22 protein-coding genes are annotated in these 26788 nt (G+C 34.3%); 3 read left to right on the top strand and 19 right to left on the bottom strand.

Annotated features, from left to right (window positions below):
- The first annotated feature begins 108 nt into the window (after positions 1-108).
- Both ACFO3N_RS24800 and ACFO3N_RS24795 read left to right on the top strand, forming a co-directional pair.
- Positions 109-1134 carry a helix-turn-helix domain-containing protein gene (locus ACFO3N_RS24800; protein ID WP_379801499.1) on the top strand — a complete coding sequence of 342 codons (1026 nt, stop codon included), beginning with the start codon at positions 109-111 and terminating at the stop codon, positions 1132-1134.
- Positions 1135-1578: 444 nt separating this feature from the next.
- A complete protein-coding gene (locus ACFO3N_RS24795; protein WP_379801498.1) occupies positions 1579-2532 on the top strand; it encodes a bifunctional helix-turn-helix transcriptional regulator/GNAT family N-acetyltransferase in 954 nt (317 codons plus the stop codon).
- 84 nt (positions 2533-2616) lie between these two features.
- Here ACFO3N_RS24795 and ACFO3N_RS24790 read toward each other — a convergent pair whose 3' ends face one another.
- From ACFO3N_RS24790 to ACFO3N_RS24755, 8 genes are all read right to left on the bottom strand, one after another.
- Positions 2617-3816 carry an NAD(P)/FAD-dependent oxidoreductase gene (locus ACFO3N_RS24790; protein ID WP_379801497.1) on the bottom strand — a complete coding sequence of 400 codons (1200 nt, stop codon included), beginning with the start codon at positions 3814-3816 and terminating at the stop codon, positions 2617-2619.
- On the bottom strand, positions 3813-4328 hold the full coding sequence (locus tag ACFO3N_RS24785) for a low affinity iron permease family protein (RefSeq protein WP_379801496.1): 516 nt from the start codon (positions 4326-4328) through the stop codon (positions 3813-3815). Before ACFO3N_RS24785 ends, ACFO3N_RS24790 begins: the two co-directional genes overlap by 4 nt.
- A 2-nt stretch (positions 4329-4330) precedes the next feature.
- Complete coding sequence (locus ACFO3N_RS24780) at positions 4331-7150, bottom strand: AsmA family protein (RefSeq protein ID WP_379801495.1); 2820 nt, start codon at positions 7148-7150, stop codon at positions 4331-4333.
- Between the two features lie 181 nt (positions 7151-7331).
- On the bottom strand, positions 7332-8177 hold the full coding sequence (locus tag ACFO3N_RS24775) for an MlaD family protein (RefSeq protein WP_379801494.1): 846 nt from the start codon (positions 8175-8177) through the stop codon (positions 7332-7334).
- 23 nt (positions 8178-8200) lie between these two features.
- Complete coding sequence (locus ACFO3N_RS24770; protein ID WP_371611641.1) at positions 8201-8977, bottom strand: ABC transporter ATP-binding protein; 777 nt, start codon at positions 8975-8977, stop codon at positions 8201-8203.
- A gap of 4 nt (positions 8978-8981) precedes the next feature.
- Positions 8982-9740, bottom strand: coding sequence for an MlaE family ABC transporter permease (locus tag ACFO3N_RS24765; RefSeq protein WP_250836507.1), 759 nt, complete (start codon positions 9738-9740; stop codon positions 8982-8984).
- 265 nt (positions 9741-10005) lie between these two features.
- Positions 10006-12276 carry a glycosyltransferase gene (locus tag ACFO3N_RS24760; RefSeq protein WP_379801493.1) on the bottom strand — a complete coding sequence of 757 codons (2271 nt, stop codon included), beginning with the start codon at positions 12274-12276 and terminating at the stop codon, positions 10006-10008.
- Positions 12257-13312 carry a glycoside hydrolase family 130 protein gene (locus tag ACFO3N_RS24755; protein WP_379801492.1) on the bottom strand — a complete coding sequence of 352 codons (1056 nt, stop codon included), beginning with the start codon at positions 13310-13312 and terminating at the stop codon, positions 12257-12259. Before ACFO3N_RS24755 ends, ACFO3N_RS24760 begins: the two co-directional genes overlap by 20 nt.
- Positions 13313-13584: 272 nt before the next feature.
- On the opposite strand from ACFO3N_RS24755, the gene ACFO3N_RS24750 reads away from it, so the two are divergent.
- Positions 13585-13746 carry a DUF1328 family protein gene (locus ACFO3N_RS24750; RefSeq protein ID WP_008467744.1) on the top strand — a complete coding sequence of 54 codons (162 nt, stop codon included), beginning with the start codon at positions 13585-13587 and terminating at the stop codon, positions 13744-13746.
- Positions 13747-13839: 93 nt separating this feature from the next.
- Here ACFO3N_RS24750 and ACFO3N_RS24745 read toward each other — a convergent pair whose 3' ends face one another.
- The 11 genes from ACFO3N_RS24745 to ACFO3N_RS24695 all read right to left on the bottom strand — a co-directional run bounded on the left by ACFO3N_RS24745 (position 13840) and on the right by ACFO3N_RS24695 (position 25834).
- Positions 13840-14307, bottom strand: a complete 468-nt coding sequence (locus ACFO3N_RS24745) for a DUF1440 domain-containing protein (RefSeq protein WP_379801491.1) — start codon at positions 14305-14307, stop codon at positions 13840-13842.
- A gap of 26 nt (positions 14308-14333) precedes the next feature.
- Positions 14334-14843 carry a DinB family protein gene (locus ACFO3N_RS24740; RefSeq protein WP_379801490.1) on the bottom strand — a complete coding sequence of 170 codons (510 nt, stop codon included), beginning with the start codon at positions 14841-14843 and terminating at the stop codon, positions 14334-14336.
- 181 nt (positions 14844-15024) lie between these two features.
- Entirely contained in the window at positions 15025-15234 is a 210-nt protein-coding gene (locus tag ACFO3N_RS24735; RefSeq protein ID WP_379801489.1) for a hypothetical protein, read from the bottom strand.
- Positions 15235-15247: 13 nt separating this feature from the next.
- Positions 15248-15628 carry a DoxX family protein gene (locus ACFO3N_RS24730; RefSeq protein ID WP_095931610.1) on the bottom strand — a complete coding sequence of 127 codons (381 nt, stop codon included), beginning with the start codon at positions 15626-15628 and terminating at the stop codon, positions 15248-15250.
- Between the two features lie 714 nt (positions 15629-16342).
- On the bottom strand, positions 16343-17074 hold the full coding sequence (locus ACFO3N_RS24725; RefSeq protein ID WP_379801488.1) for a GNAT family N-acetyltransferase: 732 nt from the start codon (positions 17072-17074) through the stop codon (positions 16343-16345).
- Between the two features lie 76 nt (positions 17075-17150).
- Positions 17151-17756: a Crp/Fnr family transcriptional regulator gene (locus tag ACFO3N_RS24720; RefSeq protein WP_379801487.1), complete on the bottom strand. Its 606-nt coding sequence runs from the start codon at positions 17754-17756 to the stop codon at positions 17151-17153.
- Between the two features lie 230 nt (positions 17757-17986).
- Positions 17987-18448, bottom strand: coding sequence for a hypothetical protein (locus ACFO3N_RS24715; protein ID WP_379801486.1), 462 nt, complete (start codon positions 18446-18448; stop codon positions 17987-17989).
- A gap of 405 nt (positions 18449-18853) precedes the next feature.
- Positions 18854-20272, bottom strand: coding sequence for a TolC family protein (locus tag ACFO3N_RS24710; protein WP_379801485.1), 1419 nt, complete (start codon positions 20270-20272; stop codon positions 18854-18856).
- A 324-nt stretch (positions 20273-20596) separates the two neighbouring features.
- The gene (locus ACFO3N_RS24705) at positions 20597-23761 is read right to left on the bottom strand and encodes an efflux RND transporter permease subunit (RefSeq protein WP_379801484.1); all 3165 of its coding nucleotides are present in this window, start codon (positions 23759-23761) and stop codon (positions 20597-20599) included.
- A gap of 12 nt (positions 23762-23773) precedes the next feature.
- Positions 23774-24991, bottom strand: a complete 1218-nt coding sequence (locus tag ACFO3N_RS24700) for an efflux RND transporter periplasmic adaptor subunit (RefSeq protein WP_379801483.1) — start codon at positions 24989-24991, stop codon at positions 23774-23776.
- A gap of 249 nt (positions 24992-25240) precedes the next feature.
- A complete protein-coding gene (locus ACFO3N_RS24695; protein ID WP_379801482.1) occupies positions 25241-25834 on the bottom strand; it encodes a TetR/AcrR family transcriptional regulator in 594 nt (197 codons plus the stop codon).
- Between the last annotated feature and the right edge of the window lie 954 nt (positions 25835-26788).

Genomic DNA, 26788 nt, shown 5'->3' with positions numbered 1-26788 from the left:
AACCAAAAAATTATATAACATTTTTGGTGTGTCTTTAAACGAACTTTGAATTTCAGATTTCTAGAAAATAATCTTTTTAGCAAATTATAATTTTAAATCCGGCAAACCATGAAAATAGTTACTATAAATACAGAAAAAACTCAAAATATATTTGATGAACTTCAGACTAGTTTTGGCGGAAAAGTGAATTTTGATTTAGATGAATATGCACTTGAAGTAGAAAACAGTTTTGCAGAAGGTTCTATTATTGGAGCTTCCTTTAATGATAATATCTCTTATGTTCAGTTTGATATGACATTTTCTGCAGATGTGAGATTGGATTTTTTAAATGTAAAATCGTCGCCTATTTATTTTGCTTATTGTTCTAAAGGAAACCTTTCGCACAGTTTTGGATTAAATGGTGAGGAACGAAAATTAAAAACTTTTCAAACCGCAATTGTAACATCAAAACAAAATCAGGATAATGTTCTCTTTTTTGAAAAAGGTAAAAAAACAAAGCTTACCTTAATTATTGTTGGTACTCAGATTGATGCTGCAAGTCAAACTCATTCTTTGAATCAGCAGGTAAAAGATACTTTTTTTGAAAATAATCAAGTAACAGATTTCTTTTATATTGGTTCGTATAATTTGCAGATTGCAGAAAAAATAGAGCAGCTTAATTCCATCACACAAAAAGGAATTGTAAGAAATTTACTGAAAGAAGGCATCATGAGAATTATTTTGGCAATGGAAATCCAACAGCATTCAGATGATTTGCATGCTTTTGCAAATGAATCAAACGGATTGACTTTAAGAGAAATGGAAGAAATAAAAGAACTGTCAGAGTTTATTAAAACAAGTCCAGAAGAGGCATTTTCTATTAAGGCCTTAAGTAAAAGATCTGGTTTGTCTCCAAATAAACTTCAAGAGGGTTTCAAAATGATTCATAATCGTACAGTAAATGATTACATCACACACATGCGTGTTCTAAAAGCCGAAATTCTAATTAGAACATCCGACCTAAATATTTCAGAAATTGTTTACTGCATTGGTTTTACTAGCAGAAGCTATTTCTCTAAAATATTCAAACAAAAATTCAACTGCAGCCCAAAAGAATATAAGTTTAATTTGAATTCATTGGCTATAACGGCCTAGCGGCCGGAGTTGCTAAGGTTCTGAGTTGCTAAGATTCTAAGTTTTTTTTGAGAAAACTTATATTTCACCATCTTAAAAATAAATACTGTCGTTAGCTAAAAAGCATAATATATTTTAAGCTGCTAAGATTCTAAGGTTATTATCGGAAAAAGTTAGAAACTCAGAATCTTGGCAATTTAACCTTTCAAAAAAATACTGTCGCTAGCTCTAAAGCACAATATATTTTAAGTTGCTAAGGTTCTGAGTTACTAAGATTCTAAGTTTTTTTTTAAAGGAAAACTTAGATCCTTAGAATCTTAATAACTTAGCCTCTCAAAAAGATAAACGCTAAGGTTCTAAAATTCTATAGTTTTAAAAAAAAACTTAGAATCTTAGAACCTTAGTTTCTTAGTATCTAAAAAAAACATACATTTGCATAACTAGTTATATAATTAATTATTTGTTATGGAATTTTTTGATAAAGTTGGAAAAGCTGCATTAGGAAGCCGTTTGCGTTTAATGACTGCTGTTGTTACAGATGATGCTGCGAAAATATATGAATTGTATGGGGTTGAATTTGTGCCGAAATGGTTTCCTGTATTTTACACCTTGGCAGAAGAACGCGAAATTACCATTACTGAAATTGCTAATGAAATTGGACATTCTCAGCCTTCTGTTAGTAAAATTATTCAGGAAATGATTGGTGCTGGATTGATTGAAGAAAGTGCAAAAACAGAGGATAAGCGTAAGAATAATGTCGCACTTACCGAAAAAGGAATTTTGATATCGAAGAAAATCAAACAGCAGCTAGAAGATATTGATGTTGCAATTGAAGGAATAATTGCGGAAAGCAAACATAATCTGTGGGCTGCACTGGAAGAATGGGAGTTTTTGTTGGAGCAAAAATCTTTAATTAAAAGAGTTAGCGAACAAAAGAAAAAGAGAGAAAGCAAAGATGTAAAAATAGTTGATTATAAGCCAGAATATCAGGAAGCTTTTAGGGCGTTAAATGTAGAGTGGATTTCAACTTATTTCGAAATGGAAGAAGCTGATTATAAAGCGCTTGATAATCCTGAAGAATATATTCTAAAAAAAGGAGGAAAAATTCTTGTGGCTCTGTATGAGAATGAACCTGTAGGTGTCTGCGCTTTAATAAAAATGAATAATTCTGAATATGATTTTGAAATGGCAAAAATGGCTGTTTCTCCAAAAGCACAAGGAAAAAGCATTGGCTGGCTTTTAGGTAAAGCTATCGCAGAAAAAGCAAAAGAATTGGGAGCAAAAAAAATATATTTAGAAAGCAACACCATCTTAAAACCTGCAATAAATCTCTATTATAAATTGGGTTTCGAAAAAGTTTTCGGCCTGGAAACTCCGTATAAAAGATGTAATATTCAGATGGAGTTGGTGCTTGGTTAAGTTACTAAGGTTCTAAGATGCTAAGACTCTAAGACTCTAAGAAAAAAACTTAGCAACTTAGTATCTTAGAACCTTAGCATCTTTCTATCTTCCAAATCTATAATAATCTAAATCTGTATTTTTTTTGTTATTAAGTGAATCCAAGATCGAATTCATTCCAATGACGCTAAAAGTGATTCCGTTACCTCCGAAACCTAAAATGTAATGTTCGTTTTTTCTCGGATTAGGTTTTCCGAAATAGGGAAGACCGTCTTTGGTTTCTCCAAAAGTGCCTGCCCAGGAATAATCAATTTTAAAATTTAAGTCAGGAAATCTTTTAAAGAATTGTTTTAAAAGATAGGTTTCTTTTTTAGGGAGCAATTTATCTCGTTTCGCTGCGTCTTTAAAATCCTCATCTCCTCCGCCCATTATGATGCGATTATCATCTGTAGTTCTAATGTAATGATAAGGAGAGGCTGTATCCCAAAAAATCGTGTTTTTAAAATTCTCTGGAAGATCGGACTGACTTTCAGAAGTGATAACGTAAGTGCTTTTTAAATCCACCACTTTTTCTTTTAGCATTTCTGTGCTTTCGTAACCTGTGCAATGTATGATATGATCTGCTGTGATAGAACATTTATTGTCAGTGGTTGCAATAATTTTGCCTTTTTGATGCTGAATAGAAGCGATATTGGTTCGGTCAAAAATCTGCATTCCTTTTTCATGGCAATGAAACAGAAGATCGGTTGCCAATTTAAACGGATCCATAACAGCAGCGGTTTTAGATTCTACGCCAGCAATTGCATTCAATCCCATTTTTTGCAATTCAGATCTGCTTAACCAGCTGATTTCGAAACCATGCTGTTTTCTAGCTTTAAATTCATTTTTTAGATAAGGAACATCTTTTTTTAGTGTAGTAAAATAGACGCTTTTTTTAAACTCAAAACCACAATCGCATCCCACAGTATCAATTATATTTCGAAGATCGAAAATGGCTTTTTTTCCATTTTGATAACTGTCTATGGCACATCTAGCGCCACGTAGTTTTATGAGCTGATGCAAAGGAACATCAATTTCATATTGCAATAAGGCTGTACTGCCAGAAGTGCTTCCGCCACAGACATCTCTTCGGTCTACAAGAACAATTTTTTTTCCTTCATTTAATAATTTGTAAGCTGTTAAAGCTCCTGTTATGCCTCCACCAATAATCAAAATGTCGGTGTGGATATCAGAATCTATTGAAGGATAACTTTGTTTAATGGCATTTTTTAATGGCCAATACGTTTCAGTAGAGCTCAATTTCATTTTTTGGTTATTTTTTTAGAGGTGTTTTTGGTATTATTTTTAGTGTTATTTGGTTTACCTTTTTTCTCTTTTTTGCGACTATGAACTTCTTCTGCTTCGGCAATAGAATGCGATGTTCTAATCGTTTTGTCTTTTTTTGCCAACTGGCTTAAGTGATGGTAATATTTCTGAATAATCTTCATCTCTTCTTCGGTCATATTTTCGACATCAACAAGGCTATTGCTCGATAAATCGTTGGATGCCACTAGCTCGTTTAATTTTAACTGAATGGCAAGGGAATCTTTATTTTGTGCTTTTTGAATCAAGAAAACCATTAAAAAGGTGATAATCGTTGTGCCTGTATTGATTACCAATTGCCAAGTTTCAGAATAATCGAAAATTGGCCCTGAAATAGCCCAGGCAATAACAAGAAAAAGAGCTCCAATAAAAGCTGGTGTGCTTCCAGCGGCTTTAGAAACTTTTGAAGCAAACTTCTCGAATGAACTGTTTTTATGCTGAGATTTTGAATTCATTTCTATTTTGTTTTGGATTTGCTAACTTTTTCTTTTCGAATTACCTTATTGTTTTTTTCATCGTAAACAGCCGGATTAATTTCTTGTCCTGTTTTACTGAATATTTTAATTTTTGGAGCGTCGTGTGTTCCAGTAATTACAATTGGAAAACCTATAATTCCGAAAAGCGGAAGTCCTAAACGCATTCTTAAATCCAGAAGTCCGTCAAAGCTTGTAGTTCCTTTAATAGTGGGCCTAAAACTCGCTACGCTAAAGGTAAATGGCTCAATATTTATGAGATTCTTATCTATAGTTGATTTGATTTCAATTCCTTTCATGTCAGGATTGTTCAAACCATTTTGTCCTGTTTTAGAACTAATTCCATCAAAAAGTTTCAGACCCTTAATTTGAACATCTCGTAAATTAATGGTTCCTCCGCCGTGCATAGATTCATAAATAGGTCCCATATTTCCGTTTAAATCTCCTTTTACTTTATAGTCAACAGAGATTATTCCGTGCGCTTTTTCAGCGGCGGTAACCATATCATGAAACATCGGGATTTCTTTGTAAGCTCGCTGTACATCAAAGTCTTTTGCTGTAAAATGAGCATCAAAATGGGCCGAGGTCGGAGACTCGTCTTTATACAATGCATTAATTCCTAAAACACAGTCAATGATATTAAAGGTAATATTTTCTAAGTAAAATCCTTCTTTTTTTACACCTATTTTTCCATTCAGTTTGTTAAATGTCAATTTATTGAATTCTATTTTGTCTGCATTTGCATTTAAAGTGACATTTAGGTTTTCTGGAATAATGACCACACCGCTCATTTTCGGATGATCTTCTTTTGCATATTCGACTTCTAGGTTTCGATCTTTATTTTCGCCTTCTTCAAGCGACATAAATTCATCTACATTAATCAGTTTTGATTTTAAGTTGAAATTGCCGCTCAAAGTCCCTTTTGATTCTAAGAAATAATTGATGGTATTGAGCAGATAGCCGTTGATATCAAAATCTGATTTTCCGTACGAAGCATTGAATTTTTCAAACCACATTTTTTCATTCTGAAAACGGAAATTACCTTGTTTGATATAAAAAGCTTTCGGAAACAATTCTGAAGTGGCTTTTATGTTTTTTAGCAGCAAGGTTCCTCTATTATCCAATTTATCATATTGGCCGGTTGTAGCGTAGCTTTGTTTTCCTTTTAAGGAAAGATCTGCTTTGGCATAACCTGTTAAGTCAAGCCCTTTTTGAGAGAAAACCTGATAGATTCTTCCAACATTCAGTTCGCCTTTAATTTTGGCATTATAAGCCAAATCGCTAAAATCGGATAAAGTGGCATTGACATAAACCGGATTTCCTTCAAAAACAAAAGAAAAAGGCGCTACTGCAACAATCAAATCCTGATAAGTTCCTGCTTTATTCAGCATATTGGCAATAAAAGTAATATTGGTAATAGGATTGGGATAATATTTTGTTTTAAGCCATCCGTTTCGCAAAGAAATGCCTCCAATCGTTTTTGGAAATAATTTTTTTGTTGTGCTAAAAACGCCTCGAGCCTTAATATCGGTTTTTAGAATTCCTTTCAAATCCATATTTTCCAATCCTAAAGCAGCATCAACAACAGCAAGGTCTAAAGCACCTTTCACGCTTGCATTAATCGACATTTCGCTTAAACCTTTGCTGTGAAGATAAGCACTAAAATAATCTTTTTCGCCCACTTTAAATTTTAAGGTTCTCAAATTAACCAGCAATTGTTCCGTATCTAAAGATGGAAGCATAGCATTTAGATCCATTTGGAAATCGGTTAAAGGAACTGGAGCATTTTTATAATTTACCGAGCCTTCATTAATTTTTAAATTGAAAGCTAAGTTTGGTTTTTGTTTTTTCTGAACGTTATAGTCTCCTTTAAAACTCAGCAGTAAATCGCTTCGCCCTGAAATCTCTGTTCTTTCCAGCCATGTTAAATATTCAGGTGGCATTACAGACAATAAATCTTTTACCGTTGTATTCTCTGAAGCTGCTTTAATATTGATTTTATACCCATCTCTTAAAATGGAAAAAAGTCCAGTAAACTTTAAAGGCAGTTTATTGATATGAAGCTCATTTTTTTGCAGAATAAAAGAAAGTGCATGTGTATTGATTCGGGTAATTAAATCGGCACTGACTTTTTTCTTTCTTAAGTAGCCAGTTCGATCATAATAAAAATCCAGTTCGTCAATTTTAGCATCGGTTGCCAAGTCAAAAATATCTTCGCTCAAATTTCCTTTTCCGATATAATTAAAGCCTTTTGCATCAACTAGAATCTTTGCCGAACGGTCGTTATATTGGACGTGGCAGTTTTGTAAATCGATGCGTTCCAATCGTATTGCTGTTCCTTCTTCAGGAGCGTTCGGATCTTCTTTTTTGTTTCGATCTTCGGGTGCTACATAAATATTATAATTGGCCTGACCTTTTGTGTTGACCATTACATTTATTAAAGCATCAGAAACATACAGTTTATTGATTTTAACTTCGTTATCAAAAAGCAGCCTTTTAATATCAATTCCAAAAGCAACCTGATCGGCTCTTAATAAAGTATCATTGCTGAAAGGTTTAGATCCTGTTAAAGATAAATCGTCTAGCGAAACAGTCAAGGATGGGAAATGCGTAAAAAAGGAAAGTTTAGATTTTGTAAATTCCAATTTGGTATCCAGACGCTCGTTGGCAATTTTCTTCACTTCCGAAGCGATTTTTCCAGGAAATAGCAACGGAATGATAAACAGCAAAAACAAAATTACCGCAATCGTAATTCCAGTAATTTTTAAAACTTTTAAGGCGGTATGTTTGAATTGACTTGGCATATAGTTTTAATTGTGAATTATGAATTTTGATATACTAGGCTTTTCAAAATATTTGTCCTCCTGAGCGAAGTCGAAGGACACGTCCTAAGAACGCACAGAATAGATTCAGCATGCGATCCTTCGACTTCGCTCAGGAAGACATAAAATGAGAATTGGAATTTGGAATTTAAAAAATTGGAATTTATTTTTTAGTTTCTGCCTTTTTAGCCTCTTCCTGTTTTTGCTTTTCTTCTTTCTCCTTTTGCTCCTTTTGCTCCTTTTCTTTGGCAGCTTTTTCTTCTTTCTCTTTTTTAGCTTCTTCTTGCTTTTCTTTCTTTTCCTCTTGTTTCTCTTTTCTTTCTTCTTGCTTCTCTTTTTTCTCTTTTTCTTTTTTCTTGAAATAGCCTCTAAATAGGAAATTGCTTTTTGCCGCTTCCATATTTTCACTGAAACCTTTTGTACCTGTTTCTAGATTAGAAAGCGTATTCGAAACGCTGTTGGCCATTTTATCATCTTTGACCAATCTTGCTAAAGCGCCGTTTCCGTTGTTCATGCTGTGGCTAAAAATGGCTATTTCGTCTGAAATCACGCCAATATTATCGACGCTTTTCTTCACGCTTTTCATAATATCGTGCATTTCAATTCCGTCAACAGAAGCAATCTGCCCGTTGTCTTCAATCTCTTTTTGTGATTTAGCACCTGGAGAAATGGTTAAAACTTTATCTCCCATTAAACCGTCTGAACCAATACTAGCCGTTGCGTCGGTTTTAATGAATTTTCGAACTTCTTCTTTCATGACCAAAACAACTCGTACTGTCGAGTCATTTTTTAACTGAATTTGTTCTACTGTTCCAACATTAATTCCAGAAAAGCGAACATTATTTCCGACTTCTAAACCGCTTACAGTTTTAAACTGAGAACTAATATGAAAGGTTGAACCAAAAAGATTTTGCTGTTTTCCGATAAAATATACGGCCATTATAAAAAGCAGTAAACCTATCGTTACAAACATTCCTAATTTCCAAGTATATCCAGATTCCTTTTCCATGATTTCTATTATTTTATTTTGCTTTATTCAAAAAATGAGCGTACCCATTCGTCTTCGTCTTTTTCTAATTCTTCGTATGTTCCTTCGGCGTGAATTACTCCTTCTTTTAAAACTACAATTCGATCTGCGGTCATTTTTGCGCAGGCCATATCGTGAGTAATAATGATGGAAGAAGTTTTTTGTTTGTGTTTAATATCCAAGATCAATTCGCTGATTTCTCTTGAAGTTATCGTGTCCAAACCCGTTGTGGGTTCATCGTACAAAATAATTTCTGGTTTTAAGATTAGCGTGCGCGCCAGACCAATTCTTTTTTTCATACCGCCCGAAAGTTCAGAAGGCATTTTGTCAACGGCATCGGCAAGACCTACACTTTCTAATGCTTCCATTACTTCATTATCAACTTCTTCTTGGCTTAAATCACGTTTGTGTTTGGTCAAGGTAAAAGCGAGATTTTCTCTAACGGACATCGAATCGTAAAGTGCCCCGCTTTGGAACAAAAATCCGATTCGGACTCTAATTTCATTCAGCTCGCTTTTTGAAATATTAAGAACGTTTTCATCAAAAACTTTGATTTCGCCTTTGTCCGGTTCTATTAGCCCAACGATACATTTTATCGTGACTGATTTTCCAGAGCCTGAACGTCCTAAAACCACTAAATCTTCGCCTTTATTCAAAGTGAGATTTACGCCTTTTAAAACGGCATTATCTTTTCCAAAAGTTTTATGAAGATCTTTAATCTCGATAATTGGAGTTTTATCTTTCTCTTTTGTTTTGGGTTCTTTATGTAGTTTTTCTTTCATCATTTTAAAAGAATAAATCGGTTATTTGAACAGCGACCATATCTATAATAAAAATGCTCAACGACGCTGTTACAACAGCAGAATTGGCAGCCTGACCCACACTTTCTGTTCCGTTAGAAGCATTAAAGCCTTTATAACAGCCAATCATTCCTATAAAAAATCCAAAAAAGAAAGTTTTAATAGTGGCTGGAAAGAGATCTAGGAATTCTAAGGATTGAATAATCTGAGTTAAAAATCTATAGAAGTTGACATCGCCATGAATGTTAATGCCTACATAACCGCCAATGATTCCGACAGCATCGGCAAAAAACACTAAAAGCGGAACCATTAAAGTACAGGCTAGCACTCTCGTTACCACTAAATAGTTATACGGATTAACGGCTGAAACTTCCATAGCATCAATCTGTTCGGTTACTTTCATTGATCCTAATTCGGCTCCAATTCCAGATGAAATTTTTCCGGCACAAATCAATGCAGTAATTACAGGTGCAATTTCTCTTATCAGCGAAAGCGCCACCATTCCAGGAAGCCAAGATTCTGCACCAAATTTTACCAACGTCGGACGCGATTGCAGTGTAAGTACCAATCCCATTATAAAACCGGTAATAGCGACCAATGGCAGAGATTTATATCCTATAACATAACATTGTTTTAGAAACTCCTTGGTCTCATAGGGCGGAATAAAAACCTCCTTAAAAAACCTTTTGGCGAATAAGGTGGTCTCTCCAATTTCGGCGAATGTATTTTTAATAGCAACGATCAAAATGTTTTGGTTTTAAGGTGAATGATGTGAAATGAAAATCAATTATTTAACACTTTTTTCAAATCATTAAATTATATAGGAAAGTTAGCTCAATACTTGTTAAAATAAATTACACAACTTTTCATCAGCCTTATATAATTTTCATAAGCTCACAATAATAAAAATACTTTGACGTTACTGCCCGAAAACAAAAAATCCCTTTCATTAAGAAAGGGATTTTCAGGGTTTAAAAAATGAAGTATTTGGTTAGCTCCAGTATTTTTTCTTATAAATTTATAGCAATGCCGCTTCTTGATTTTTGTATCGGAATAACACGCGATTGTGACATGGCTAGTTTTTCCATTAATAATCTTGCAGTTAAGTAACAAACCGTCGATTCTGCACCTTGGTTTAAGTTTACATTGTGTTTCTCAAGTCCGTCATAACCACCGCCGCTTACAGGATTATACATAATCTGATTCAAATGATTTTTACCTAAAAACCAGTTAAACGCGGCTTTCATTTTCTTTTTATATTCTGGTGTTTTAAAGGCATTATAAAATGCATTTAAAGTTTGAATTGTGTAAGTAACATCAATGGGCTGTTCACCATATTGATCAGGCTCTGAACCTTTATGATGCCAACTTTGGTTAGAAATGGCTTTAAAGTTTCCATCGACAAATGTTTTAGAAATTAAGAAGTCTAATGAATCTAGTGCTACTTTTTTATACACTGGTTTATTGGTAATTAAATAAGCATACAACATTGATTCTGGAAGAGTTCCGTTTCCGTAAGTTAAATAATTTTCAAACCATTGCCAATCTTCTGTTGCGGTGTCTTCGTAGTTGGCCAAAAGTTTAGCATTCAATTTATTGATGATTGCGGCAACGTATAAATTAGGAACTGTAGTATGGTACAAATACAAACCTTTTGTTGCAAAACCAATAGAACGTGGCGACTGAATAGTTTCGGTCCATTTTAAAGAGTTCAATAAACATTTTGTTGCTTTTTTGGTAATAGCTTCAGGAAGAATGTCCGACATAGAAACAACAGTTCCTAAAGCCCAAATAGCTCTTGCATTTGAATCTTCTAAATTTACTTCAGCATTTTGTTCTACATGTTCGCGGTTTTCCTTATCGACATAATTGATAAAGTCTCCTTTTGGTTTTTGACAGCGCTGAATAAAATCTAAATAAATTAAAATATAAGCTAGATCGTCTTTGTCCTGAGTTTGTTTGTAATGCATACAGAATGCAATTAAAGCTCTTGCATTATCATCTAAAGTATATCCTGAATCTAAATCTGGAATAGAAATTTTACTGAACTGAATAATTCCTAATTCTGTAGTTAGTTTTTTGATATGTTTTAACTGAATAGGAGGATAGCTGTATTTTATTTCTGACGGATTTTTGATCAGGTTTTTATACGTATTCATATGAGTTATTGCAGCATTTTCCCAAGAAGAGGCACGCATTTTTGTAAAAGAATTGATTCCCATTTCGTGTCTCAAATTCTCATCTCCAATCAATTTAATTGCAGCCTCAGCAAATTGATCGACATTTCCAATATCAACTAAAATACCAGAATCTGGAGTTAATACTTCTTTGGTATGCGGAATTTTGGAAGCTACAATCGGACATGCACAGCTCATTGCATAAGCAAAAGTGCCGCTTACTGCCTGATTAGGGTCTTTGGATGTAAACATATAAATATCTGTTGCTTGTAGATATTCTAAAAGTGCATCTGTATCTAAATATTGATTGACAAAACGAACATTATCCTGAAGGTTCAATTCTTTTACGATGCCTTCTAATTTGTCTCTGTAAGTATCGACACCGTCTTTTATTAAATTGGGGTGCGTTTTTCCGATAATTAGATATAAAGCATTTGGAGCCTTTTCGATAATTTTTGGTAGAGCCTGTAAGCCTGTTTCTATATTTTTACCTTCACCCAAAAGTCCGAAAGTTGAAAGTACTAATCTGTCTTGAATATTTAATTTTTCTTTTGCCTTTTCTGGAGTTTCATATATTACAATATGGGTTCCGTGGGGTACGCAAGTAATTATTTCTTCATCAATTTCATAGTCTTTAATTAGAATTTCTTTAGATTTATTAGTCATTACAAAAACCGAATTGCTGTAGCTCAACAATAGCTTTACGAATGTTCTCAATTCGTCATTCGGATTCGGAATTACACTATGAAAAGTATAAGTAACAGGGGCTTTAATAACATTTAAAAAATCTAAAAGATCATCTCCGTAATTTCCTGAAAACAAACCAAATTCATGCTGAATATGAACTAGTTTCACAGCTTCATCCTTATTGATTTCTTCTGCTACCTTAGCATATTCTGCTTTATTTTTTGTGTTTAAGGTATATGCCTGTGTCGGATGCTCCTTTGGTTCATTAACCAGTTCGCATATTTCACATTTTATAGATTTACCGTAAACGTCTGTAATTCCTTTTATGGTATCTTGCGTATAAGTTGCTATGCCGCATTGTGTTGGCGGAAAAGTAGATAAAAAAACTATTTTTGATTTATTTGATATTGTCTTCATGAGAATTCTTTTTTAGCTCGGTTAATAACTCGTTCAGGTTCAAGGAGGCTACCGCAATCTTATCATCGGCAGCGCCATAGTAAATATATAGTTGGCCGTCAAAAATGGCAGTTCCTGTCGGGAAAACCACATAATTGACATAACCATGTCTTTCATAATATTCAGAAGGAGTAATAATGGGTTTAGGCAGTCGTGCTATAACTTTTGAAGGATCTTCTAAATCCAGTAAAACAGCGGCGGCATGATAAACCAATCCTTTTTCTCTTCTTTCGGCAGCATGATAAATTAAAAGCCAGCCATCTGCTGTTTCTATTGGCGGGGCTCCTGGACCAATATGACTTGTTTCGTGATCATATTTAGGTTCCATTACAATGTAATCTGGAAGATTTTTTAAATAGTTTTTCCAAAAATCTTCTGTTAATTCTGATTTCTTTTCAAACGAAAAAATCTGAATCGATGGAAATATGCGATGCAAGGCAACAAATTTTCCATTGAATTTTTTCGGAAAAAGAACTACATTTTTATCCCAAACAAACAGATTCTCTTTCATAGTTTCTGTTAGCGGATAATTTCTTTCGGTATTAAAAGCCAAAATCTTAGCGATACTAGGATTTTGTAAATGCTTACGAATCAAATTTGTAAATTCGTGAAGCATAAATTTTGGCGTTATAATTCCTTTGTTTTTAAAAACTTTTAAATCTTTTGAAACTGCCAATGCAGCACAGGCGTTAATTCCGTCATAAGTAACATAAGTCATGTAAAACCTATCGTCAATTTTGGTAATCCTCGCATCTTCGACACCATGAATTTCATAAATATATTCTGGTACAAAAATGGGCTGTGAATTTCTTTCGACTAAAGTGGTTGGTCCTTCAAAACGGCAGTAACCAATGGTCGAAAAGTTCCCTCTTTTTGCAGCTCTGTAAAACATGTGAACAGTATTTTCGTCTTGATAAATCGCAGGATTTAAAACACCTAATTCTTCAAAAGTTCGATCTGTTTTTTCTAAAATGACTCCATGTTTTGTAGCTTCCATCGTTATGGTTAAAAATTTTATCTAAAATTACTTTAGTATAGAAGCGGCAATTAATCCAATCGATCAAAAAATTAACTCAAAAGCTTAAACATGGTAATTCTGTAAGGCTTGCAAATAATAGTGAAACTGTTGTGTGCTCTAGCTTTAGTTTAATTTTATAGGGATAACAATTAAGCGTATAGAGTTAATAAGATTTGTAAGAATAAGTGAACTTTGAATCAAACAAAAAGGCTTATAAAACAGTCATATTAAGAACTTAAAAAATCACTACTATGTTACGTTGGACAGTTATATTTATAATTCTTGCTATTATAGCTGGAATTTTTGGTTTTGGCGGTATTGCTGCTGGAGCTGCAAGCATTGCAAAAGTTTTATTCTTCATTTTTTTAGTCCTGTTTATTATCTCATTAATTACAGGAAGAAGAAAAGTTTAATTTTTTTTATAAAGGTTCAGAGGTTCAGAGTTGCAAAGGTTCAAAGTTTTTTGGCCTTTGCATCTTTGAGCCTTTGTCACTTTGCACCTTTTTCTAATACCATTTAGCGTAATATTTTCTCGTTATAAAAGCAATTGGTATTCCTACGCAGCAAATTACGATTATAATTGATAATAAAAGGGGAAAGTCTAATTTCTTTTCTGGTAAAACAGGAAATACAATTGGCAGAACAACAAGATTCATGATTACCCAAATAAAGAACCCGTAAGAGACTCCCGACAGTAAAGTATTTATTTTAAAAAATGGGATGTAAGGGAAAATCTTAAAATAAAACCAGGCAAAAATAAAAGCAATTAAGAAATGAAGTCCCAAGCCCACAAAAGTCATTTCTGTCCCTGCTGTGTACGCTTCTTTTTTAAAAATACCGCTTGCAATAGACCGTAAAATTTTTTCTGCTGTTGTTTTATGTAATATTCCTGCATAAATCAAAATAGCGGCAGTGATGTCTAATGTTCCTGCAACTAAACCAGATGAAACAATGGTTCTAACTTTTGATCTCATAAAAATAGTTTTAGTTAAATACTGCTCTATTGTTTTTTAATGTATTCGTAAATCGATTGTAACTGATGTGTATGTCTCTTCGTATGTACAATGGCAAAATGGAGCCATTCATAAATGGTGAAATGTTCAAATCCAGGTATTTTGGCGTCCAGACAAGTAAGCGTTAAATCGTATGTTTCTGCCGCTTCAAATAAATCATTTTGTATTTTTTTGATTGAAGCTAGCAAAGTGCCTTTTTCATATTCTATATCAGGAGGCTTTATATTTTCGGGTGATTGGTATTTGGTCGTGAAGTCTAAAAATATAGCATCAAGAGCTTTTACGTTTTCATCAGGTTCTCTAATTGTTTTTTCTGTTTTTCCAGCAAAAAGCATAGTCAGACCAGAGCAGGCCAGAATAATATGCTGTGTGGTTTGCCCAGCAGTCCAGCTCCCTTCAAACGGAACAATGTTGATTTCTTCTTTTGAAAAAGAGGAAACTAAATCATGCAATTTAGTGTAGGTTTCTAGTATGGTATTTTGAATAGCGCTCTTCATTTTTTTTAATTTTAGAAATAGAAAATTCGACAGTTCATGTTTACCGATTGGTTTAATAAAAAACCTCAGTACATTATCTGTGAAATTTAATTTATAGAATTAGGGAAACTGGTACTCCTTCAAATATACAATAAAAAATATTAAAATACTATAAATCAGGTACTTAAGAAGTGTTAATTTTTTAAGGAAGGGCTTCGCAGAAGTAACCGTGCGAATTTAAAATATCGATAATTTTTGTATTCGAAAAATCGGGTGCATGAATACGGAGGATTTTGTCGCAATCTTCTAAATCGAAGTTGATCGAGCTGTCTGGATAATGCTCAAGAAGCTTCTCAATGATGATCGAACATTGAGTAGCTTCTTGAACATTTGTTTTAAAAACTTCAATCATAAAGTTTTGGTTGTTAGAGTGCTATGTTTTTATAACGATGTATTCTATGATATGTTACATACGATACAATTAAAACGGCAAAAACGATTAGAGGGAAGAATCCTTGAAAACCGATTCCGTCTACAGCAAAATGGCTTATTGAAGCAAAAATAAAATCGAAAGCAAATCCTGCATACGCCCATTCTTTTATACGTCCTGGAACTTGTGGAATAATTAAAGCTAAAACTCCAAGAATTTTAAATACAACTAATGCATTTCCAAAATACTCTGGATATCCTAGATGTTTGATTCCTTCTTTGGCCAATTCAGTTTGAGAGGTTAAAGCTGGCATAACGCCTTCAAATAAAAAGATTAAAATAGTAGTAGTCCAAAAAATAATTTTTGTTGTCTTCATTGGGTATTTGTTTTAAATAGTTGTTAGTTAATGTATTACAAATATACTATTCTTATTTTTTCATGAAATACCTATTTATGACTATTTTGGGGGCATTTGGGACAAGATTGTGATTTTAGATTTTAGAATGTAGATTTTAGAGTATAGAATATGGAATACAGATTTTAGATTTTAGATTGAAAATAGTTCTCGCAAAGGCGCGGAGTCGCAAAGTTGTAAAGGTTCAAAGCTACAGAGGTTCAGAGGTTTTTAGTGTCATCCTAGCGAAGTCGAAGGATCACATGCTGAATCTATGCAGTGTGCTTAACTGTGAGAGTGCTTCGACTTCGCTCAGCATGACATTAAATAAGGAAAAAATAGGTGAGAAGTATTTCCTGCAAAGTAATAGGTTCAGTTTGTTATCCCAAGAAACGATGGATCTCCGCAAGTAGCTCGACAAAGTATTGTCTTCCTGAGCGAAGTCGAAGGATCGCATGCTGAATCTATGGAGCGCTTAACTGTGCGATTGCTTCGACTTCGCTCAGCATGACATTAAAAATGAAGAATAATAACTAAAAGACTTTTGTCAAAGTTTCAATGAAAATAGCTCACGCAAAGACGCGAAGTCACAAAGAAAATAACTTAAAAAAATTAAACTTTGAGACTTCGCGTCTTTACGAGAAATTCAATTAACTAACTAATTAATTGGAATTTGGAATTTAAAAATTTTGGAATTTATATAAGTTGATAATTCGTAATCGTAAACAAATCCTCAAAACCTAATCTGGTATAAATTCCTTTTCCTAAAGCAGAAGCTTGCAGTTGTGCATATTCACAATTGGCATCAATTGCCTCGTTGATGGCGAATTTCATGATTTCCTCAGCAAAACCTCTTTTGCGCATTTCAGGAATAACACCAACACCGTGAATTCCCATGATGTTTCCAGTTTGAAAAAGTGTAAGCGTTCCAATCGCTTTTCCTTCAAAATGTACCAAATAAAATTTGACGTTTTCATAATTATGAACCAACGTTTCTTTGCTAATGATATAACTAAAAGATAGTGGATAAATATCTGACCATGTTTTGGCATCTTCTTCATTTAAAACTCTTTTGAAATTAAGGTTGCTTTGAAGCGGAAATTTTTCGCCTAATTTTAAAGCCATTGCTACAAGCTGAATTCGGATGTTAAAGCCATTTTTTTCAAATAATGATTTTGAGTTGCTGCCAAAAATATCCCAGTATGGAATAACCAAACGTGGGTTTTTCTCCATGATTTCCATAATCTGCGGAAAGTTTTCTTCGGTAATATCTTCTCGAAACCATAATCTATTGGGCCAGCCTGAATTTTTTATTTGACTGTATTGGAATGGATCATTTTTATGATAAGAAAGGAGTGGAGTGGCAACAGTCTTCCAAAGTGTGGTAAGATTGTCAATATTGTCTTTGATGAGATCTGTATTTTTCATTTTTTTTTGGATATCGAATTTAAATCTAAAACAAAGATAAAACTAGCTTTCCTGAAAAACCTTTACATATGTTGATTTACAAATCTTTTTCGAGACTTTTTCTAATTCGGCTTAACTGCGTGGGAGTAATACCCAAGTGCGAAGCAATATGCAGTAACGGAACGCGATCAGCAATAGTGGGATGCTTCTCCAGAAGATCAACATATCTTTCTGTTGCGTTCTGCATTACTAAGGCAACTTCTCTTTGTTCTTTTTCGATAATCCAGTTTTTCTCTAAATGTGCAATATAGAAGTTTTTGAGATCGTCGTTTTGGTAGATCAGCTCCATATATTTTTTATAATTGATGTTGATTACAATAGAATCTTCTAAAGCCTCAATTGTAAAATTAGAAGGAGTCTGGAGCATCAACGAAACTTTAGAACCCGCAAAATAATTCTCAAGAAAAAGGTTTTTGTTATAGAAATTTCCTAGCTCATCCGTGATAAAAGCTCGTAAAACTCCTTTTGCAATAAAATGAAGATTTTTAGCAATTTCTCCGTTTCCTAATAGTATTTCTCCTTTTTTAAGTGTTTGGAAATAGGTGGTACTTTCAATCTGTTTCCAAGACTGATCAGAAAGCGGGTAGTAGCTTTCGATAGTCTGTTTTAGATTGTTGAGATATATTTCTTTATTGAAAGTCATTTTTTTAGAGTTTGCCGTGAAGGCGCTAAGACACAAAGTTTTTGTTGCTACGAATTTCACAAATTTCCACAAATTATTTTTATAAATGTTTTCGAATAAAAAAGAAACTGAAAATTAATGATCAACATAGAGAAATCTTTGAGACTTAGCGCCTTTGTGGCAAATAAAAAAAACCGCTAAAAAACAAAAAGCTTTATAGCGGTTTCTCAAAAGAATAGTAATTATTAGCATTAATCAGCATAATGATAAATACTTCTTTTAACTGTATTATCTATTTTTTCTAGCGTAACTTCGGTTACACCACCTGCATAGTTCATTGAGATCGCTACTTTGTCTTTAGTAATTTCATAATCAATAGACATTAATCCGTCTTTATTTATTTCAATAGATTTTTTTTCTGTTGGAAGAGTGGTCAAATAGTACTCTGACTCATCTACTTCTTTATTTTTAATGATATTTTGATAAACCTGGTTAATGTCTGTATCTTTTAGAATACATTCTCTTCCAGATCCCATTTCAACTTCTATATCCTTGCAATCTCCTTCTTCTGGACTTTCTTCTTTTATTTCTTCTTTGGCTACGGTAACAGTATCAGCTTTAGGTTTAGCTGATTCTAATTCTTGCTCTGAACTGTTTTTTTTGCAATTTGTAAATAGTAAAGCTAAAAGCGCAAAAAATGCTATTTTCTTCATTAGTTTAAATTTGTTTAATTAATAGTTTGCCATGAAGGCGCTAAAACGCTAAGTTTTCTTGTTCAAAAGTAAGAAAATAAGTTAAGATTTATTGTTTTTTCAGAAAGAGAAATCGCACGAAATGAGGTAAGAGTATTTAATTGCTGTTTAGAGCTTGTAGAGAAGATTTATCATTTCTAGCGATTACTTTTCATCTCCTTTAACTGCACTCAAAGGACACAAAATAAGATGAAAATCCGTTTAATCTCCAATCCCGAAAGCATTGAGACTACAAGAAACTAAAAAAAACTTTGAGCCCCAGCACCTTCGTGGCAAATAAAAAAAACAAAAAACGCCATGAAACCCAAAGGTTCCACAGCGTTTTCATCTCAAAAAATAAATAATTAACGGGTAATGTAACAGGTATTATTTCCAGCCGCCGCCTAGAGCGCGGTACAAATCTGTATTGGCTGTAAGTTGTTGTCTTTTGATATCAGCAAGTTCTAATTCGCTTTGCAATAAATTGGCCTGCGCAGTTAAAACTTCAAGATATTCTGCCATACCATTTTTGAATAACAAGTTGGCATTTTTAATCGCTTGCTGCAATGTTTTTACTTTTTCTTTTAAGAAAGTTTCCTGTTGCTGCAATTTCTCTACTTTAACCAAAGCATCCGAAACTTCGCTTACAGCAACCAAAACCGATTGTCTAAAACTTAAAACTGCTTTTTCTCTTTCCGCGACAGCGATATTATATTGTGTTCTCACTCTTTTGTTATTTAAAAGAGGTTGCGTTAATCCGCCCGCAACCGTTCCGAACAATGAAGCCGGAATGTTGAACCAATTGCTGGTTTCGAAAGAGTTTAAGCCACCTTGAGCCGTAATTCTGAGAGCTGGGTATAAATCCGCTTTCGTGATACCGACATTTGCATTAGCCGCTTTAAGAGCCAATTCGGCACTTTTTACATCAGGTCTTCTGCTTACTAATGAAGACGGAACTCCGATTGCTGTATTGTGTTTTACTTCAATTGCACTCAATTGAATAGATCTTTCTTTAGAATTTGGAAAAGAACCTGTTAAAACACTCAAAGCGTTTTCTTGAATCGCAATATTTTGTTCCAATAACGGAATCAATTGTGCTGAGTTTAATTTCTGTGCTTCCGATTGTTGAATCGCCAAAGTGGTTACCTGACCCGCATCGTATTTTAATTTGATAATATTCGTTGTACTATCATTTAAACGAAGGTTTTGTTTGGCAATATCCAATTGTGCATCCAGCATCAAAAGATTATAATATCCTCTAGAAACATTAGCGATAATATTGGTCTGCAATGCTTTTTTTACTTCTTCAGATTGAAGATATCCTGCGTAAGCCCCTTTCTTTTGGTTTCTGATCTTTCCCCAAATATCAGCTTCCCAAGAAAGAGAAGCTCCAGCAGAATAGTCGTCAATATGTTTAGCTCCAATTGCCTGATTTAAGTTTAATCCCGTAAAACTATTGTCTGACGGATTGCTTGTACTTGCGTTTACAAATAAGTTAACCTGAGGTACATTTCCCCATTTTGACTGTGTAAAACGGTATTGGGCAATTTCGATGTTCTTTTCGGCAATCTGAAGGTCGTTGTTTCTCGCAACGGCACTGTCAATTAATTTTATAATATCTTTTTCTGTAAAGAAATTTTTCCACTCCAAATCGGCAATACTGGTTGTATCACTCGAAACCGATGCATTCCTGAAATTCTCAGGAAATGCATCTTTTGGAGTTTCAATATCCTTTGAGACTTTACAGGATATTAAAGTCGTGATCAGAATGGCGAAGGTCACGATTTTGGTTATATGATTTTTCATTTAGTTTTTCATTAAATTTTTTTATCCGTTGGGTTTAGTTTTTTAAACACATAGAAACATAGTTTTTTGAGGATTTAAAAAAGGCGTTTAACTTATTTTAAATACACATAGTTTTGCTATGTGTGGAAACTAGTTTCTTTTATTCTCTTTTTTTGACATAAAAAATCTATGTCTCTATGTGTTAAAACATTTTTTCATCCCTGAGGGTTAAATTTCTGTACAAGTATCTTTTCTAGTTTCTAGATCTCTTGAGATTCTGTACGATATATATCCGATGCCAAATATGATGGCGACAAGAATGGTTGTTATATAGTTTTCCATTTATTATTTTTCTTCGTTATGAATTACAGCGATTGGTTTTCCGCTCACTTTTTCTTGTAAATGCTGGAAGATGATGAATAAAACAGGAATGATAAACAATCCTAGAATTACTCCAGAAAGCATCCCTCCAGCTGCCCCAATACTGATGGAGTGGTTACCTTGTGCTGATGGACCTTTGGCACTCATCATTGGCACTAAACCTACCACAAAAGCAAGAGACGTCATGATAATTGGTCGCAAACGTAATTTTGCTGCCATGATTGAAGCTGCTACTAAACCTTGTCCTGATCTTCTTCTTTGAGCCGCAAATTCCACAATCAGGATGGCATTTTTGGCGAGAAGTCCGATAAGCATGACAAGAGCAACTTGTACGTAAATATTGTTTTCAATTCCAGTTAAACCAATAGCAACGAATACTCCAAAAATACCTGCAGGGATTGACAAGATTACTGCCAAAGGCAAAATGTAACTTTCATACTGTGCGGCAAGTAAGAAATAAATGAATATCAAACACAGTAAGAATATGGTTGCCGATTGCCCTCCTGACGAAATCTCCTCACGAGTCTGGCCCGAGAATTCAAACCCGTAACCTGCAGGTAATTGTTGTGCTGCTACTTCTTCAATGGCTTTAATGGCGTCTCCAGAACTAAATCCAGGTTTCGGAATCGCATTAATAGAAATTGAGTTAAATAAATTGTATCTAGAAGCGGTTTCAGAACCATAAATACGGGATAGTTTAACTAATGTATTTATTGGCACCATTTCGCCTGTTTTGTTTTTTACAAAAACTCTGTCAATTGCTGTAGGATCTGCTCTGTCTTCGATATCGGCCTGAACAACCACACGGTAATATTTACCAAATCGGTTAAAGTCAGATGCCTGTGCACTACCAAAGTATGCTTGCATGGTTTGTAAAATGTCTTTTACATTAACACCCAATTGATTCGCTTTTTCGTCGTTAACTTCTAATTGCAATTGTGGATAATCTGCTTTGAAAGAAGTAAAGGCAACTGCAATTTCTGGACGTTTCATCAATTCGCCGATAAAGTTTTGAGAAATACCGCTGAATTTATCCAGTTTTCCTCCTGTTTTATCCTGAAGAACTAAATCTAAAGCCTCAACGTTACTAAATCCTGGAACAGTAGGGAAACTGAATACGAAGAAACTTCCGCCAGAAATAGCGCCCAGTTTACCACGAACCTGATTCATGATTTCGTCAATGTTTTTTACTTCTCCACGTTCTTCGTTTGGTTTAAGCAATACGAAAACTACTGCAGAAGATGGACTTGTAGAGTTTGTCAATAAGTTGAAACCTGAAATTGCGGTTACAAATCGTGAAGCGTCTAATGCTTTTAAAGTATTCTCAGCTTCAGTCATTACTTTTTGAGTTCCGTCCAATGATGTTCCAGATGGCGTATTTACTGCAATCGCAATAAATCCTTGATCTTCTGTTGGAATAAACCCTTGAGGAGTTGTTTTTACCATTACCACTGTTGCCAATGTAATTAAAGCCAATCCGCCTAAACTTAACCATTTTCTTCTAATTAAGAATTTAAGTCCGCCTGTGTAACGGTTTGTTAACGATTCAAAACTGCTATTGAAAGCGCTAAAGAATTTCTCTTTAAATCCTTTTTTCACATAAGGCGCGTCGTGATCGTGAGCTCCGTGATTATCTTTTAAGAATAATGCCGCAAGCGCAGGGCTCAATGTTAAGGCATTTACTGCCGAAATTACAATTGCAATGGCCATCGTAAAGGCAAACTGACGATAGAAAACTCCTGTTGAGCCTTCCATAAAACCAACCGGCAGGAATACAGCAGCCATTACCAACGTAATCGAGATAATAGCACCCGTTATTTCGTGCATTGCTTCATGGGTTGCGATTTTTGGAGACAAACGTTTGTGCTCCATTTTCGCATGCACCGCTTCGACTACCACAATGGCATCATCGACCACAATACCAATCGCCAGAATTAATGCGAAAAGTGTTAAAAGGTTGATCGAAAATCCGAATAACTGCATGAAGAAGAACGTTCCTAAAATTGCTACAGGTACAGCAATGGCCGGGATTAATGTTGATCTAAAATCTTGCAAGAAGATAAATACCACAATAAATACCAGTATAAAAGCTTCTATTAATGTATGTTCAACCTGTTCGATAGATTGGTCAAGAGATACTTTTGTACTATAGAAAATATTGTGTTTGATGCCTTTTGGAAAATCTTTAGAAGCCTTTTCCATCATTTTGTTAATGGCAATCTGAATATCATTTGAGTTAGATCCAGCTAACTGAATAACCCCAATTACAATTCCTTTTTTACCATTTAAACGAGTTAAACTGTTGTAAGAGTAAGCACCCAATTCAACTCTCGCTACATCTTTTAAGCGAAGTACTGAGCCATCTGCATTAGAACGTATAGCAATATTTTCATAATCTTCTGGTTTAGTTAATTTCCCTTTGTATTTAATAACGTATTCAAAAACTTCTTTGCTTCGCTCTCCAAATTTCCCCGGAGCTGCTTCCAAACTTTTGTCTTGGATAGCGCCCATAACTTCGCTTGGAGTTACTTTGTAAGTCGACATTTGTGTTGGATTCAACCAAACACGCATAGAGTAATCTTTTACACCACCAAAAATACTAGCAGAACCTACACCTGGAATACGTTTTAATTCTGGAATAATATTAATCTGCGCATAGTTGGCAACGAAAGTCTGATCGTATTTTGCTTCATCATCAGTGTACATCCCAATTGCCATGATGAAACTGTTTTGCTGTTTCGCCGTAACAATACCTTGTTGTACAACCTCTGCAGGAAGCTGGCTTGTTGCTTGAGCAACACGGTTTTGCACGTTTACCGCAGCCTGATCGGCATCTGTACCCAGTTTAAAGAAAACTGTAATAGCTAAAGTACCGTCGTTACTGGCTGTAGAACTCATGTATGTCATGTTTTCTACACCATTTATAGATTCTTCGATAGAAGGTGCCACAGAACGTAAAACCGTTTCTGCGTTGGCTCCCGGATATACCGCCGTTACCAAAACCGATGGAGGCGCAATATCAGGAAACTGTTGTAAAGGCAGTTTAGTTAAACCCAATACCCCCAGAATCACCAATAAAATGGAAATTACGGTTGCCAGTACAGGTCTTTGTATAAATATTTTGAACATTATTTCTTCTGATTATTTTTTGTTAGTTACTTCGGCAACTTTAGTTGATTTTTCAGGCTGAATCGCTTGCCCGTCCTGAAGTTTGTCAATACCGCTTAACACGATTTGGTCGCCGGTTTTTACACCTTCTTTAATTAAATAATTGGTTCCGCTTTTACCTACAACAATGATTGGCATTTTAGTCACTTTGTTGTCTTTGCCTACTGTGAAAACAAATACTTTGTCTTGCATTTCAACTGTAGCTGACTGCGGTACTAAAATCGCATCGTCATGGTTTAATCCTAAACGGATTCTTCCTGTATTTCCAGAACGTAACGTTCCGTTTGCATTTGGGAAAGTTGCTCTAATTGTGATGGCTCCTGTAGTTTTATCAAATTGGCCGTCAACCATATCAATTTTTCCGGTTTGAGGATACGCGTTGTTATCAGCCAAGATCAAAGTAACTGGAGGTAATTTTTTGATTTTATCACCAAGAGAGCTTCCTTTATATTGCTCTTTAAAGTTGATGAAATCAGTTTCACCCAAAGAGAAATATGCGAACACTTCGTGTACATCAGATAAAGTAGTAAGTGCTTCAACATCAGATGCAGAAACTAAACTTCCTTGTTTTTTAGGCAGTCTTCCAATGTAACCGCTTACAGGAGCAGTTACGTTGGTATATCCTAAATTAATTTTAGCGGAACCTACCATTGCTTTTGCCTGCTCGATATTGGCAGCAGCAATTTTCTGAGAAGCTTTAGCTGTTTTTAACTGATAATCAGAAACTACTTTGTTCTGAACTAGCGGAGTCAATTTGTCAACTTCTAAATTAGCGTTGATCAAAGCCGCTTCTGCTGCGTGAAGACTTGCTAAAGCATTGTTTAACTGCTCGCGAAACGGACGCTCATTGATTTTAAATAAAGTTTGTCCTTTACTTACATAAGCACCTTCGTCAACAAAAATTCTGTCTAGGTTTCCACTTACTTGAGGACGAATCTCAACATCAACAGTTCCTTGTATAGAAGCAGGATATTCAGCGTCAGTAGTAGTATTGGCACTTGTGATTGCTAAAACTGGTAAAACCGGTGGAGGTGGAGCAGTAGGCGCTTGATTTTTGTCGCCACAGCTGCTTAATACTAAGGCCAGAATAAAACTGGTTATAATTACATTTTTCATTTTCATAGTGGTTTTAATTGGTTGAACATTTTCTCGGATAAAATTCTTTGGTATTCTGGCATTCTCGGGATTCATATTTAATTGAATTAAATTATCTAACGTTGTTAAGTAAAAGTGCACAAATTTCCATACAGTAAGCCTTTCCAATTTTATTACAAAATCAGTATTAAATTATCTAACGATGTTAAGTAAAAGTCTAAAAAAAGAGCTTTTATTACCTTTATTAAATTTTCTAACAGTGTTAAGCGAAAGTTATAAAAAAAAGGATTTTATATTATCCCGTTTAAATCATTTTACACTGTTAAGTAAAATTGGAAAATTTTTTTATTGTATAGATTTTATGATACCACCAATGGCATCCTTCAAAATCTGAGCATTTATTGTTTCTAAAATATCGCTTTTGTTAATGATGTTGATGGCGATTAAACCATGAATAACAGAAAAGAAAGTAAAATATTTTTGTTTAATGATATCTTCACTAGGATTGCTGTCTTTCATTACTTCAGCAATTACTTGAGTGAATAATTTGTAAGGTCCCTCCTGAGCCGAACATCGCTGTGCGCAGCAAGTCATTTGAACACCAAACATTAACTGATACATTTCAGTATTAGTAAAAGCGAAGTCCCAGTAAGTCATCCACATGGCTTCTAATTGATCTTCGGGTTTTTCAAACTTGTCAATTGCAATCTGCAGTTCTTTTGTGAGTTTGATAAAACCTTTGCCAGTCAGTTCTTCTAGTATTGCTTCCTTATTCGAGAAATATTCATAAATAATAGGAGCAGTATATTCGATTCTGTCGGCAATTTTACGCATACTCAAACCATTCCAGCCTTCTTCTTTTACGATATCATAAGCAGCGCCAAGGATATTATTCCTTGTCTCTTCTTTTTGTCTTAAAATTCGATCTTTGCTAGCCATTGTATTCAAGTATTAAATCGTTTAACACTGTTAGGCAAATGTATGGCAGATTTTCGAATTTCAAAATATTTTTATCATAATATTTTCTTATCGTACAATAAGTGTTTTTAAAATTCTTTGCGAAGTCCTTATTTTATTGAACTTTAATTGGTGTAGTTTTTTTTAAGAAGCAGATCTTTTTCGACTTTTAAGACCATTTGTCCCGCTCTTCATTATATTTTTTGTGGTGAACCCCACCACAAAAAGATGCCATTTCGATCGGGGCTAGGAGGGAATATGTATTTTTCATTAGAACTTTGTCAAAATTTCAAACTTTAACAAAGTTGACAAGAACGATTCTCTTGCCATAAAATTCCGTAGGAATGAAATATTTATAGATTGTTGGATACGCAGCTTACAAAAAAGCTCCAGCGGAGCGACATATTAATTATTGTAAATCAAAAAAATGTTTCGCCCTGCTGGGGCTCTTGTAAGATGAGAATCATTATTTCTATAAATATTTCGTCCCTCTGGGACTTTTGTAGAAAATGATTTTAATGTTGATTTTGTCATTCTGAGGAACGAAGGATCACACTCACAAATCGACAAAGATTAGAATTTCACAAATAAACAAAGCACAAAATTCTCATCCCGTATAATTCCGGAGGAATGAAATATTTATAGATGGTTTGATATGCGGTTTACAAAAAAGCTCCAGCGGAGCGACATATTAATTATTGTAAATCTAAAAATGTTTCGCCCTGCTAGGGCTCTTGTAAATTGAGAATCATTATTTCTATAAATATTTCGTCCCTCTGGGACTTTTGTAGAAAATGATTTTAATGTTGAGTTTGTCATCCTGATTTCTATGATAAAACCAAATCTTTTTCATAAAAGGTTTGGTTTTTTATTACCGCAAAAACTCGATGGATTATTTTGTTTCTCACGGCATTTAAAACACTCATTTTATTTTTT

Origin of the sequence: Flavobacterium chungangensis (genome assembly GCF_042654045.1) — a bacterium.
Taxonomy (GTDB): Bacteria; Bacteroidota; Bacteroidia; order Flavobacteriales; family Flavobacteriaceae; genus Flavobacterium; species Flavobacterium chungangensis.
This window is presented reverse-complemented; position numbering and strand designations above follow the sequence as displayed.

Excerpts from the sequence above, each read along its gene's own strand:
- ACFO3N_RS24800 (WP_379801499.1), top strand. The coding sequence starts at position 109 with ATGAAAATAGTTACTATAAATACAGAAAAAACTCAAAATATATTTGAT.
- ACFO3N_RS24795 (WP_379801498.1), top strand. The coding sequence starts at position 1,579 with ATGGAATTTTTTGATAAAGTTGGAAAAGCTGCATTAGGAAGCCGTTTG.
- ACFO3N_RS24790 (WP_379801497.1), bottom strand. The coding sequence starts at position 3,816 with ATGAAATTGAGCTCTACTGAAACGTATTGGCCATTAAAAAATGCCATT.
- ACFO3N_RS24785 (WP_379801496.1), bottom strand. The coding sequence starts at position 4,328 with ATGAATTCAAAATCTCAGCATAAAAACAGTTCATTCGAGAAGTTTGCT.
- ACFO3N_RS24780 (WP_379801495.1), bottom strand. The coding sequence starts at position 7,150 with ATGCCAAGTCAATTCAAACATACCGCCTTAAAAGTTTTAAAAATTACT.
- ACFO3N_RS24775 (WP_379801494.1), bottom strand. The coding sequence starts at position 8,177 with ATGGAAAAGGAATCTGGATATACTTGGAAATTAGGAATGTTTGTAACG.
- ACFO3N_RS24770 (WP_371611641.1), bottom strand. The coding sequence starts at position 8,977 with ATGAAAGAAAAACTACATAAAGAACCCAAAACAAAAGAGAAAGATAAA.
- ACFO3N_RS24760 (WP_379801493.1), bottom strand. The coding sequence starts at position 12,276 with ATGAAGACAATATCAAATAAATCAAAAATAGTTTTTTTATCTACTTTT.
- ACFO3N_RS24755 (WP_379801492.1), bottom strand. The coding sequence starts at position 13,312 with ATGGAAGCTACAAAACATGGAGTCATTTTAGAAAAAACAGATCGAACT.
- ACFO3N_RS24750 (WP_008467744.1), top strand. The coding sequence starts at position 13,585 with ATGTTACGTTGGACAGTTATATTTATAATTCTTGCTATTATAGCTGGA.
- ACFO3N_RS24745 (WP_379801491.1), bottom strand. The coding sequence starts at position 14,307 with ATGAGATCAAAAGTTAGAACCATTGTTTCATCTGGTTTAGTTGCAGGA.
- ACFO3N_RS24740 (WP_379801490.1), bottom strand. The coding sequence starts at position 14,843 with ATGAAGAGCGCTATTCAAAATACCATACTAGAAACCTACACTAAATTG.
- ACFO3N_RS24735 (WP_379801489.1), bottom strand. The coding sequence starts at position 15,234 with ATGATTGAAGTTTTTAAAACAAATGTTCAAGAAGCTACTCAATGTTCG.
- ACFO3N_RS24730 (WP_095931610.1), bottom strand. The coding sequence starts at position 15,628 with ATGAAGACAACAAAAATTATTTTTTGGACTACTACTATTTTAATCTTT.
- ACFO3N_RS24725 (WP_379801488.1), bottom strand. The coding sequence starts at position 17,074 with ATGAAAAATACAGATCTCATCAAAGACAATATTGACAATCTTACCACA.
- ACFO3N_RS24720 (WP_379801487.1), bottom strand. The coding sequence starts at position 17,756 with ATGACTTTCAATAAAGAAATATATCTCAACAATCTAAAACAGACTATC.
- ACFO3N_RS24715 (WP_379801486.1), bottom strand. The coding sequence starts at position 18,448 with ATGAAGAAAATAGCATTTTTTGCGCTTTTAGCTTTACTATTTACAAAT.
- ACFO3N_RS24710 (WP_379801485.1), bottom strand. The coding sequence starts at position 20,272 with ATGAAAAATCATATAACCAAAATCGTGACCTTCGCCATTCTGATCACG.
- ACFO3N_RS24705 (WP_379801484.1), bottom strand. The coding sequence starts at position 23,761 with ATGTTCAAAATATTTATACAAAGACCTGTACTGGCAACCGTAATTTCC.
- ACFO3N_RS24700 (WP_379801483.1), bottom strand. The coding sequence starts at position 24,991 with ATGAATCCCGAGAATGCCAGAATACCAAAGAATTTTATCCGAGAAAAT.
- ACFO3N_RS24695 (WP_379801482.1), bottom strand. The coding sequence starts at position 25,834 with ATGGCTAGCAAAGATCGAATTTTAAGACAAAAAGAAGAGACAAGGAAT.